This is a genomic window from Flavobacterium sp. 123, assembly GCF_003634825.1.
Lineage (GTDB): Bacteria > Bacteroidota > Bacteroidia > Flavobacteriales > Flavobacteriaceae > Flavobacterium.
Genome location: NZ_RBXD01000001.1, coordinates 1690260 through 1703609, shown reverse-complemented (window position 1 = coordinate 1703609; position 13350 = coordinate 1690260). Strand labels below are relative to the sequence as shown.

The 13350-nt window shown below is 32.1% G+C and carries 6 protein-coding genes and 1 tRNA gene; 1 reads left to right on the top strand and 6 read right to left on the bottom strand.

Annotation, left to right across the window (positions count from 1 at the left end):
• Positions 1-5: 5 nt before the first annotated feature.
• The 6 genes from C8C88_RS07430 to C8C88_RS07405 all read right to left on the bottom strand — a co-directional run bounded on the left by C8C88_RS07430 (position 6) and on the right by C8C88_RS07405 (position 11832).
• Positions 6-3155, bottom strand: coding sequence for a TonB-dependent receptor (locus tag C8C88_RS07430; RefSeq protein ID WP_121337500.1), 3150 nt, complete (start codon positions 3153-3155; stop codon positions 6-8).
• A gap of 12 nt (positions 3156-3167) precedes the next feature.
• Positions 3168-4766: a glycoside hydrolase family 32 protein gene (locus tag C8C88_RS07425; protein ID WP_121337499.1), complete on the bottom strand. Its 1599-nt coding sequence runs from the start codon at positions 4764-4766 to the stop codon at positions 3168-3170.
• Between the two features lie 5 nt (positions 4767-4771).
• Positions 4772-6088: a sugar porter family MFS transporter gene (locus C8C88_RS07420; protein ID WP_121337498.1), complete on the bottom strand. Its 1317-nt coding sequence runs from the start codon at positions 6086-6088 to the stop codon at positions 4772-4774.
• Between the two features lie 579 nt (positions 6089-6667).
• On the bottom strand, positions 6668-8209 hold the full coding sequence (locus C8C88_RS07415) for a glycoside hydrolase family 32 protein (RefSeq protein WP_121337497.1): 1542 nt from the start codon (positions 8207-8209) through the stop codon (positions 6668-6670).
• Positions 8210-8616: 407 nt separating this feature from the next.
• Positions 8617-11340: a substrate-binding domain-containing protein gene (locus C8C88_RS07410; RefSeq protein ID WP_121337496.1), complete on the bottom strand. Its 2724-nt coding sequence runs from the start codon at positions 11338-11340 to the stop codon at positions 8617-8619.
• Between the two features lie 410 nt (positions 11341-11750).
• Positions 11751-11832 (bottom strand) — tRNA-Leu (locus C8C88_RS07405).
• A 107-nt stretch (positions 11833-11939) separates the two neighbouring features.
• Between C8C88_RS07405 and C8C88_RS07400 the strand changes: the two genes are divergently transcribed.
• Positions 11940-13328, top strand: coding sequence for a dipeptidase (locus C8C88_RS07400; protein WP_121337495.1), 1389 nt, complete (start codon positions 11940-11942; stop codon positions 13326-13328).
• The last annotated feature ends 22 nt before the right edge of the window (positions 13329-13350 follow it).

The window sequence follows — 13350 nt, the reverse complement described above, 5'->3', positions numbered from 1 at the left end:
ATTAATTAAAAATTAAAGTTTACACCTAATGAGAATGTAGTTGGTACTGGTATTCTATTAACATCTGTTCGTTCTGGATCGGAACCAATATATCCTTTTGGCGTAAACCAAAATAAATTTTCTCCTTGTGCATATACTCTGCAACTAGTAATGAATCCCGATTTTTCAACTAACTTATCCGATAATGAATATCCAATTTGCATATTTCTGAGTTTGAAATATGAATTATTTCTTAAGATATAATCTGACATCTGTGAGTCATTGTGTGCTAATGAAACAGAAGGCACCTCAGTATTTGTATTTGTTGGTGTCCAAGCATTCAATGTTCCTGGCCCTGCATTATCTCTTCCTTGAACAAAATTATTCCAAAAAACATAAGGATCAACCCCAACTCTTCCAGCTACACCAGAACCAAAAACAGAAAAATCAATATTTTTATACGCTAAACTAATATTAATACCGTATTCTAATTTTGGAAGTGTTGAACCAATAAAAGTTCTGTCATCTGAATTTATAACACCATCACCATTGATATCAACAAACTTAATACCTCCTAATCGAGAACCTACTTGAGTTGGAGATTCATTAATTTCAACCTGACTTTGGAATAAGCCGTCTGTTTTATATCCAAAAACTTCGTATTGTGAATGACCAATTATTGAATTAGCTGCAGTTCCTGGATAAGCTGCTCTTACCACTTCGGGCAAATCAGTAATTTTATTCTTGGTTGCGCCAAAATTTGTGGTAACATTATAAGAAAATCCGTTTTCTAATTTATCTGCATATCCTACTGTAAGTTCCCAACCTTTATTTGCAGTTGAAGCACCATTTACAAAACGTTGCTGTCCTTCTCCAACAGTAGATGCAACTGGTGGTTTAATCAAAATTCCTACTGTCTTTCTTGAGAAATAATCAAATGAACCTGACAATTTATCTCCGAAAAAACCAAAATCCAAACCTACGTTAACCTCTTTGGTAGTTTCCCATTTTAACCCTGAATTCGCAGCTTGAATGGATACAAATCCAGAAGGTAAATTTCCAGTATTAGCCCCATTTAAATCATATGCAGTACCTACGTTATAATAAATATTGAAAAAATCCGGATAATAAACATTTTGATTTGGTCCATATCTAGCTTCATATAATCCAAAACGAGCATTATCTCCAATAGATTGATTTCCTACTTCTCCATAACCAGCACGTAGCTTCAAGTTTGAAACAGCTGTTACATTTTTAAGAAATTCTTCATTATTTATCCTCCATCCTGCAGTAACAGCTGGAAAAATACCATATCTATTGTCTTGACCAAATCTTGATGACCCATCTCTACGAATAGTGAATGAAGCTAAATATCGGTCAGAAAAGGAATAATTAAATTTACCAAACTGAGAAAGTAGTCTACTACCAGTTGAAATACCATTATTCGTTCTAGCTCCAGTAGCTGCAGATAGTGTAAAATAAGATTCTGATTCAACAGCAAATCCCTCTGCACGTGCATACAATGTATTCAAATCCGTTTTAGTTGATTCAGTACCTACAAGGATTCCAAATTTATGTTCAGAAATTTTAAGATTATAATTTAAAGTATTTGAAATTGTTAAACTAGAATATTTATTGGTGTCAAAAGCTAAACTATTATTACCTCTATTAACAAATCCATTTTTTACAATTGGCTCAATGTCTTTTCTGCTGAAATCATTAAAATCAACGCCAATACTATTTCTAAAGGTTAATCCTTTCAAAATGTCAATTTCAGTAAAAACATTACCGTACAAAGCTATTTTTTTGCTATTATCCCATCTGTTCAAATATTGCATTAATAGTGGGTTATTTCTATCTGAATAACCAGATCCTAATGGACCAGCATATTCACCAGACGCAGTGTAAACTGGAATCGTTGGTGCAAGAGTTATTGCTAAACCTGGTGTTGGAGCACCTCCAACGTCATTTGCAGCATTTTTTTCGTTTGATTGTGTAAATTGAGAATTCACACCAAATCTTACTTTATCATTAAATAACTTGAAATTGGCATTAAGTCTTGCAGAATATCTCTCATAATTAGTATATTTCAACATCCCGGAATTATCTAAATATCCCATATTTAATACCGCATTTGCTTTATCAGATCCTCCAGATACAGATAAATCATTATTAATAAGAAGCCCTGTTTTGTATACAGTATTTTGCCAATCAGTATCCCCTACAGGAACATTAGTATCTCCTCCTACATAAGGCTTTACACTCACGCTGTTTAATACTGGATTACTGAAGTCGTTATTCCAATCAAAATCATAGATTTCTCCATATCCACCAGACGGACTAGCTCCATCGTTAACAGAGGCTTGCCATAACACTTTTCCTCTATCCAAAGCGTTTAGCATTTTGTAGCGTTGTTTTTTCTCAGAAAGAACAGAAACGTTTGTACTATACGATACTTTAGTTACACCGCCTTTTGCAGCATTTTTAGTAGTAACAATGATTACCCCATTGGCAGCCCTAGAACCATAAATAGAAGAAGCCGATGCATCTTTTAAAACTTGAATAGATGCAATAGCACTTGGACTCAAACTAGCAAAAACCTCAGGTCTTGTTGTAGGAACCCCATCGATAACATACAATGGATCTGTATTACCAAGTGTACTTACCCCTCTAATTAATATTCTGCTATTTGCTCCACTTGGATCTCCTGACTTCTCTATATTCAAACCAGCAACTCTTCCTTGCAAAGCTTGCATAGCATTTCCCGAGCTCATAGTTTGCCCAGTAATAGGTTTTAATTCTACTACGGTAACAGCACCAGTTAAATCAGCTTTTTTCTCTTTAGAATAACCAGTTACAACAACCTCTTGCAGTTTCAAAGACTCTACTTTCAATACAATTTTTAAATTGGTTTGTCCATTTAGCTTAACAGACTGAGATTCATATCCCGTAAAACTAAAAATTAAAGTAGCATTTTTGTCTACATTGTTTATTGAAAACTGACCGTCAAAATCCGTAGATGTTCCTGTTTTTGTCCCAGAAATCAATACTGACGCACCGGGAAGAGACATTCCGTCCTCGGAAGAAGTTACCACTCCTTTTACGCCTATGTTTTGAGCCGATACAGAAAAAAACGACCCCATTAGGATTAGGTAAAGAATAATTTTGTGTTTCATAATTTAGATAGTTTAGTTAAAATTTAGTTGGTTAATAATTAAGTTTTCAATGGTATACTCCGTATTAGCTTTAGAAACTGAAAAATATTCCATAGGTTTATCCGGGAAAAATATCTCAGTCATAACTGTTTTTCCATTGTTATAAAAAATTTCAATTGATGTTTTATCAACGATTATTCTTATATCCATTTTATCAAAGTCCCCCTTAAAAGGAGCCTTTGAAATGTTTTTTGCAAAAAGATTAGAAAAAGCTAATTTTCCGGATTTTGATCTATCGATAAAAAAGTAATTCTCCTTTTTATTGATTCCAAATTGAATTGTATTCTTAGCATCATTTGATAATGAAAAGGTGTATACGTCCTTTTTAAGATTCTTTAATGAAAAATGAATGTCTAGTTTTGATAAATCGACTACTTTTTTATCTACCAAAATCGTTTCTTTGTCTATTTTAAGAGATTCTTTTTTAATAGTTTTAGCAATATAATTTTGTAATTCTTTTACGGGTTTAGAAGAAACTATATAATGACCGTTATCATTAACAAGTACTAATTCTCTAGGTATAGTCATACTGCTTCTCCATGTTTGTGTGGGTACTTTTTGTGCATAATCCCAATTTGACATCCACCCAATAAATAATTTTCTACCATCTACCTCAGAAATATTAGCCCAAGTAACACCCGCATAATTATCTCGTCCATAGTCAATCCAAAGCCCTTTTTGTTGCTTTACATCTTTTGAAAAAGTTTCATCGATAGAGAATTTTTTACCGTCAAAATCACCTACAAAGTATTGGGTAGCTGAACCACCATTAGGTCCTCCTGGATTAATACTTGATAACATAACCCATTTGTAATCATTAGTCCCATCAACCAGCATAGGAAAGAAATCCGGGCATTCCCAAACACCTCCATGAACTCCAATCTCTTTCCCAAAATTCGAAAGCAGTGACCAGTCCTTCAAATTTTTAGAACCATAAAACATCGTTTTATCTCCTGCTGCCAGTACCATTATCCATTGTTGATGAATGGCATCCCAAGTCATTTTTGGGTCTCTAAAATCTTTAATATCTGGATTTTTAATAATTGGATTCGCTTCATATTTCGTCCAGGTCAACCCTTCATTTAATGAATAGGCTATTCCTTGTGACTGAAAATTAATCTCTCCCGCTTTTTCTTTTTTAATATCATGATAGGTAAACATTGCTACCATAGGAGGGTTTTTTAAACTCCCAAATCCTGAAGTGTTTTTTATATCTACAACTGCACTCCCTGAAAAAATATACCCTTTTTCGTCTGGATAAAGTGCAATGGGTTTTTCAGTCCAAGTTATAAGATCAGTACTGATAGCGTGTCCCCAATGCATAGGCCCCCATACATTTGAATCTGGAAAGTGTTGATAAAAAAGGTGGTAATATCCATTGTAATAAAACATCCCATTAGGGTCATTCATCCAGCCTTTTTTGGGAGTAAAATGAAAATTTGGTCTATATAACTCTGATTCTGTATAATTCTTCTTTTCTTCAAATAAAGATTGCTTACATCCAACTAAAACTACTGCAACCATGACGAAACACATAATCCTGAAAAATTCTTTTTTAATTATTATCTTCATAACTATTATCTAATTAATTTTTTACTTAACTCTTCTAAAGAAACCCCTTTGGTTTCAGGCATTAACATTATTACAAACAAAAGCTGAAAAACCATCATCACAGCAAAAAACAAAAACACAATCCCAGGACCTATAGTAGAAAACAAGAATGGTATCAACGATGGAATTATAGCGGCTAAAATCCAGTGGGTCGTACTGCCAAAAGCTTGACCAGATGCCCTAAGATGATTTGGGAAAATTTCAGAAATAAAAACCCAGATCACAGCACCTTGTCCTATAGCATGAGATGCAATAAACAAAAACAAGAATATCGGCACTGCAATTCCCTGCCATTTAAAAAAGAAAGCCATTGCTACAAGGCTCAGGGAAATAATATAACCTACCGAACCGATATACATTAAAATTTTTCTTCCCAACCTATCAATTAAGAAAACACCAATCAAAGTAAAAACTAGATTTATAGCTCCAATTCCTATACTGCTTAATAAGGCGGTACTTTCTCCTAATCCCGCTTCTTGAAAAATTCTTGGTGAATAATATAACAATGCATTAATTCCTGACAATTGATTAAAAAAAGCAATCAAAAAAGCTAAGATTAAAGGGGTACGGTATTTTTTAAAAAAAATAGTATCATGTGTAATAGCCGCATTATTATTATCCAGTTCAATCTCTCTTTTCATTGCTTCAAAGTCAGTTTCTTGACCCATTAAGGCTAAAACTTTTTTAGCTTCCTCATTTCTGGATTTAGACAATAACCATCTCGGACTTTTAGGAATTGTAAAAATAAACAGGGTATAAATAAAAGATGGTATTGCCTGTACGCCCATCATCCATCTCCAAGAATTCTCACCTATATTTCTTAATAAATAATTAGAGAGAAAAGCAATAAGAATTCCTAAAACAATATTGAATTGGTAAAAAGCAACTAATTTACCTCTATCTTTTGCTGGAGCTATTTCGGAAATATATGCTGGCGCTGCAATTGTGGAAGCCCCAACTCCTAAACCACCAACAAATCGAAAAACGGCAAAAACAATTGGATCATTTGCTAAAGCGGATCCAATAGCTGAAAAGAAAAATAATATTCCTATCCATATTAATGTATTTTTTCTACCTATTCTATTCGCTGGAATCCCTCCGAATATAGCGCCGAAAACGGTACCCCATAAAGCCATTCCCATAACTACAGTTCCATGAAAAGCATCCGATGAATTCCAAAGTTCTTGTAACTTTTTATCAGCCCCAGATATAACTACTGTGTCAAAACCAAAAAGAAATCCTGCAAGTGAAGCAATCAAAGACCAAACAACAATTTTTTTCATTATCTAAAAATATTAAATTCAATTGCTAAGATATTTGTAAAAAAAGGGTCAGTATTTTGAATATGTAACAATTACATATAATCACATTAAAACGCATTCAAATGGTTTAATTTCAGCACATTAAGCGTAAAAAAAACGCAAACTATTTCGTTGTAGTTACAATTATGTTACATGATTTATAATGATGATACTTCGAATATTTATAAAAAAGTATTTTTATAAGTAATTCTATTTGATAATTTATCGCGTTTACTTCTATTAGAGATAAATTAAGTTTTTTTACGAGGACTTTTGATAAATTAATTATCAATTAATAGTTCATTTAATAACGTTTATTTTTGAATTTGGCTGAGAATAAAACTAAAACAGACTTTCCATAGACTATCTATATTAGTAAGTCGAACGGAATGATTTTATTAATCAATCGGCATAACTATTTTACAACAGGGTTAAAACAAATCATTAAAAAAGCCCATCAAAAAATTTGATGGGCTTTGGGTATAAAACTATAAAATGAGTATTCTGTTTTTTAAACGGTATTCATTGAAATGACCTTAATTTATTTATATCTTGCTAAGTTTATTTGAAAATTTTCAAATCTGTAAAAGCAACCTCTCCATTGTCAGCAAAAACTGCCCACGGATTTTGATTCATTTTATAAATACGATTAGTAAATGCTATTTCATCATTAATATAAATTACACATACGGAGTTCTCAGATACAATCGTGACATCAAACTCTTTATTCACAGGAACTTTCAAAGGCAATTGAGTAAGATTTAACGGACTACCACTGTTAATCACTTTATCCAATCTCACTTGATTCTTTATTAAATCAAACACAATAGTAAATACTTCGTTTCGAGTTCCACACGCACCAAATTCAAAACCAAATTTCGAAGAAGTTAAAGCTTTAATATGTGATTTAATTTTAAACGCACCAGTCCTTCTATCAAATAAAGAAAATGCTTTCTTTGTACCATCAGATTTCAACACATAGTTTTCACTCTGCTTAGTCATCCCAAAATTACTTATTGAGGTAAGGATATCATTTGTATTAAACTTATTATTAACACCATCCGGAATGGCGACACCAAAAGTTCCATCGGGATTTTGGATCAGACGGTGAGTCACTAATGATCCAGCCCAATCAAAAACATTTGAATCACTATTTGTTTTTTTAGTAGGACACCACCCTAATAAATATCGGTTAACACCATCAAAAACCGTTCTTCCTGCATAAAAAGCAATACCGTCTAACTTAGTATTTTCTGGAGTTATCCACTTCGTTGATGTTAAAGCGCGGTATTTATAATGTACCATACGATCATCTATGTTAGAATAAATCAAGTATTGGTACTCTCCCATAGTAAACACATCAGGACACTCAGTTATAAATGTAGAAGTATCTTCATAAAATGGTTTTTCTAAGGTCCAATCAATTAAATTAGTAGAACTATATTGCGCAATGACAGCACGCCACGGCACATTAGTATTCGAAACCAAATCAACTTCAGAGCGAGTCGCAATCAACATTTTATAGGTTCCGCTAGTTTTATCTTCTATAATAATCGGATCTCTAAACTCGTTACGATCATATCCCCAAGAGGCCTGTAACTTAAATGATGTGTTCTTTGTCCAAGTTTTTAAATCTGTAGAAGTAGCCAACATGATTTTTTCTTTAGGATCTAAAATTCCGTTATGCCCCGTATAAAAGGCATAATAAGTTCCGTTCAATTTAAAAACTGATCCTGTTCCTAATGCCCCATCCTGATCGGATGAATTTCCTGTTGGAATCATTTCGCTATTCTCTGTAAATGTTGCAAAATCAGTTGTCATCACTTTATACCAAGGATGGAAAGTGGGCAATGTATTTCTGGCATCAAATAAATAAAAAATGTGGAATTTCCCATTTTCATAAAACGGCATAGGATCACCTACCCAACCTGTAGTTGGTTTATAAAAAGTGTTATACTGATTTGCCGTTTCAGATGTCGTCTGACAAGCTGGCGCAGTTGTTTCGGCAACCGGATTTTCAGTTCCTGGTTTATTATCGCTACTGCAATTATAAAATAATGCAACACAAAGTGGAAGACATAAAACCTTAAGATTTATTTTCATATTTTGTTAGTTTTACGAGAACTATCAAATATCCTAAAGACATTCAACACCCTCAGATTAAAAGATTTTATAAAATGATTGATTAAGAAATGAAAAACCTCCATATTATTTGATTAAATAATAATTAATCGTTCTCTGACTTTTTTACAGAAGTGATTTATAATCAATTAAAAATATTAAATTGAATTACTAATATATTTGTAAAAATTTAGCTTTTATCTCGAGGATGTTTCTTTTTCATTCAATGCTTCAAAAATTATTAAAAAAAAGAATAAACATCTACATATAAGGCAATTACACGCAAAAACACTAAAGAACCACTTCTTTAAAGTTGCTCTTATGTTACATAAAGTACAATTATGTTACGCTATTTTTATTAGAAAGAAAATAGTTCCATAGAAAACAATCTACTTTTTACTTTTATATTCTTTAGGTGTAACTCCAAATTTATTTTTAAAAGAAGTTGAAAAATAATTTGGCGAAGAGAAACCCACTGCATAGGCAATCTCTGAAATGGAAAGATTCGACTTTTTTAGTAGTTCTTTTGATTTATCCAATCGTAAATTATTGATATGATCACTGATACTGATTCCTAATATCGCTTTCACTTTTCGGTACAATTGAACGCGAGAAACAGTTAAATCACGCGCTAAATCTTCAACAGTATATGATGAATTTTCCAAATTTTTCCCAATAAAATCGTTTAATTTTTTAATGAAATCCTGTTCAGAAATCCCAAAACTACCTTCCTCAATATTTACAATATTGTTCGTATAATAATACCTTAGTTTTTCTCTATTAAAAAGCAATCCTTTTATAGACTGTGCTAAAACTTTTAAATTAAAAGGTTTGCTCAGAAATATATCAGCCCCAATCTCCAAAGCCTTTAAATAGGAATTCTGATCATCTGAAGCGGTCAATATAATAGTGGGAATGTGAGAAGTTCTTAAATCTTTCTTTAGCGTTTCACAAATTTGAAAACCATTCATTTCCGGCAAATTCAAATCACAAATAATAATATCTGGAATTAACTCCAAAGCTTTCTCAACGGCATCAGTGCCATCAGAAGAGAAAAAAGTATACTCCGTAGAAAATTTATCAGAAATAAAATCTAAAAGATCTTTATTGTCCTCAATGTACAAAATGGAATATTTATCTTCGACGTTTTTGAGCTCTACTTTTTGAATCACCTCTGAATCTAAATAATCCGATTGATGAACAAAATCCAAAACAGGTTCTTTTATTATCTCTTTTTCATCAAGATGTGTTATCCCTAATGGTAATGTAATTATGAATTCAGCACCATTTTTTGAATGAATTTCTATACTCCCTTTGTGCAATTCAACAAAACTTTTAGATAAATGAAGCCCAATCCCGGAGCTGTTTCTATAATTATTGGAACCCTGATAAAAAGCATTAAAAACCTCTCCCAATTCATTATCCGGAATTCCAATTCCTGAATCCTTAAAGTGAATTTTAACGCTATTATTAGTCTTGTCTTCTTTAATGATAATCGAAATTTTTCCTTTTTCAGGAGTAAATTTGAAGGCATTGGATAACAGATTAAAATACACTTTATCCATTAAATTACGATCTAAATACACCTCTAACTCAGGATTAGTGGTTGTTAATGAAAAATCGATATTCTTTTTCTTTGCTTCCCTATCAAAATCACAGACAATATTCTTTGAGAAATCTAACAAATTAGTTTTGGATGCTCTTAAAGTAAATTTATGATCCTCCATTTTTCTGTAATCTAGCAACTGATTTATCAATCTTAATAATCTTCTCGAATTATTATACATCAAATTAATTTCTTTAGTTACAGAAATTCCTTTGTTTTTAAATTCCGCTTCCAGTGATTCAACTGAACTTAAAATCAGTGTTAACGGTGTTTTAAATTCATGTGACAAGCCTGTGAAAAAATTTAATCTTGCTTCATTACTCTGCTTTAATTCATTAGAAAACCTTTTAATTTCGTTCTTTTGATTTTTAATTTTTTTATTTGTTACTTCTAATTCTTGTTTCTTACGACTGATTATAATCCTTGAGTAGACACTATATATTGCTAAGCTTAATACAATGACAAATAAAGAAATCAAGAGCTTTAAAAGATTACTTTGAGTAGAATATTTTCTTTCCTGATTTTTAATAACATTTTGTTGTTGCTCAATATCCGACTGCTGGATAGTTATTTTATCAAATTGATTACTCATTATATCTGCATTCAGAGAATCTATCAATATGGTATTCAGTTTGTTATTTTTAGGAACAATTTCATTATTCAATATCCTTAATGCCAGTTTAATTGCCTCGCTACCGCCTGTAGGATATAAAATAGTGCTCTCTAGAGCTCCATCTTTCACTAATTGAATTCCTCCAAATGGCCCATTAAGACCATCAACTCCTATAAACTTTATTTTTTTCTCTATTCCTTTACTTTTAGCTATTTTCCATGCATTATAAGCTATCAAGTCATTAAACGAATATACATAATCTATGTTAGGCAAACTGTCCAATAACTTTGCATAATCTATTTTAGGATGACCATAATCATCTGAATAAATAGAAAAGACTTTAATCCCAGGATATTGTTTCACTATTTGTTTAAACCCTAGACTTCTTTCTAATCCTGGCGAAGTCTTAGGATCTCCAACAATTTCAATCACATTAGCATGTCCTTTTGTACTAGAAACAATATGTTTACCAGCTAATCGTCCTACTTCAATATTATCTGCTCCAAGATATGCTGTGTAATTTGAAGTGTTGGCTTTTCTATCAACAATGATTACTGGAATACCTCTAGCTTTGGCTTTCTCTATTACTGGAACTATAGAATCTGATTCAAAAGGAGAAATTATTATAACATCATATTTATCATTAATCATCCTTTCTACATCAGAAATCTGAGTTGTTGCTTTTCTATTAGCATTATATATCTTGAGACTTACTCCAGGATGAAGTGAAGCTTCTACCTCCATAGCATGATTCATCGACGTCCTCCAGATATCGTCATCAATACTTTGAGAAAATCCAATTGAAATAGTCTGTTGATCCTTAGTATTTGAATTACAAGAAAATAACAAGAGAAAAAAACTGATTTGAATTATATAACTAATTTTTCTTAACATTGAATTTCTTATTTAGAGAGTTGATTTAAAAAATAATAACAAAAAACACTTGAAATTATTTATTGTTGAAATGAAGTGTCATATCCAAAAAGCTATTAATTATTTTTTGAGAACAATAATTAATTTATATAAAAACAATGTAAATATATAGAAAATCAATTTACAGTAATACTTTTCAAACTATAAAATTGAATTTCCTATTTACTTGCATTTGTAATTCTCAATAAAAAGAATAAATAATGTTCAACAATATGATTTAAACTAATAGTTATTTAAACAATAAATATTTTTTTGAGAAATATATTTATATAGAATTTCTATGATTTTTTAGATAGTTTGACAACAATTTGGCAACTACTAAAACTAAAAAATGCAACTGTCTAAAAATAAGAAAGTTGCATTTTTAAAAGTGCGGATAATAGGACTCGAACCTACACGCCTTGCGGCACCAGATCCTAAGTCTGGCATGTCTACCAATTTCACCATATCCGCGCAATTGTGGGTGCAAAGATACACTTAACTTCCAATTTTCAAAACAATTTTGATAAAAAATATTTATACTCTTTTTTGTACTTTTGAAAGTATAAAATTAATCCCTTATGGAAGACATAAAAGCATACGTTCAACAACATAAAGATCGATTTATAAATGAATTAATCGAATTATTAAAAATTCCATCTGTAAGTGCTGACACCGCCTATTCACATGATGTCTTTGAAACTGCCGATGCTGTAAAAGCAAGTTTGGAGAAAGCTGGTTGTGATTTTGTAGAAATCTGCGAAACACCTGGCTATCCAATTGTGTATGGTGAAAAGACTATAGATTCAAATTTGCCCACTATATTAGTATATGGGCATTATGATGTACAACCACCAGATCCAATCAATTTATGGGATTCACCTCCATTTGAACCTGTAATCAAAAAAACCGAGATTCATCCTGAAGGTGCCATATTTGCTAGAGGTTCTTGCGACGATAAAGGTCAGATGTACATGCACGTAAAAGCATTAGAATATATGGTGCAATCTAAAACTTTGCCTTGTAATGTAAAATTTATGATTGAAGGCGAAGAGGAAATTGGTTCCAAAAGTTTGAGTTGGTTTGTAGAACGCAATCAGGAAAAACTAAAAAACGATGTAATTTTAATTTCGGATACCGGAATGATTTCAAATCAACAGCCTTCAATCACAACTGGATTACGTGGATTAAGTTATGTAGAAGTGGAAGTTACTGGTCCAAACCGTGACTTACATTCTGGTCTTTACGGTGGCGCTGTTGCAAATCCTATAAATGTATTGACTAAAATGATTGCTTCACTTCATGACGAGGACAATCATATTACCATTCCTGGTTTCTATGACAAAGTTCAAGAATTGTCTCTGGAAGAAAGAGCAGAAATGGCCAAAGCTCCTTTCAATTTAGATGAATATAAAAAAGCATTAAACCTAAACGATGTTTACGGTGAAAAAGGTTATGTGACGAACGAGAGAAATTCCATCCGACCAACATTAGACGTAAACGGAATTTGGGGAGGATACACTGGAGAAGGTGCTAAAACTGTTATTGCAAGTCAGGCTTTCGCCAAAATCTCCATGCGCTTAGTACCGAATCAAGATTGGGAAGAAATCACAGAACTTTTTACCAAACATTTTATCAGTATTGCACCAGCAGGTGTAACCGTAAAAGTAAAACCGCATCATGGCGGACAAGGTTATGTAACTCCTATTGACAGTATCGGTTATAAGGCTGCTAATAAAGCATATACGGAAACTTTTGGCGTTCCCGCAATTCCCGTTCGTTCTGGAGGCAGTATTCCTATTGTTGCCTTGTTCGAAAAAGAACTTAAAAGCAAAACTATCTTGATGGGATTTGGCTTAGACAGTGACGCTATTCATTCACCAAATGAACATTTTGGAATTTTTAATTACTTGAAAGGCATTGAAACGATTCCGTTGTTTTACAAATATTTTGTAGAAATGTCGAAATAAAACTTCCCAATATTCTATAGAA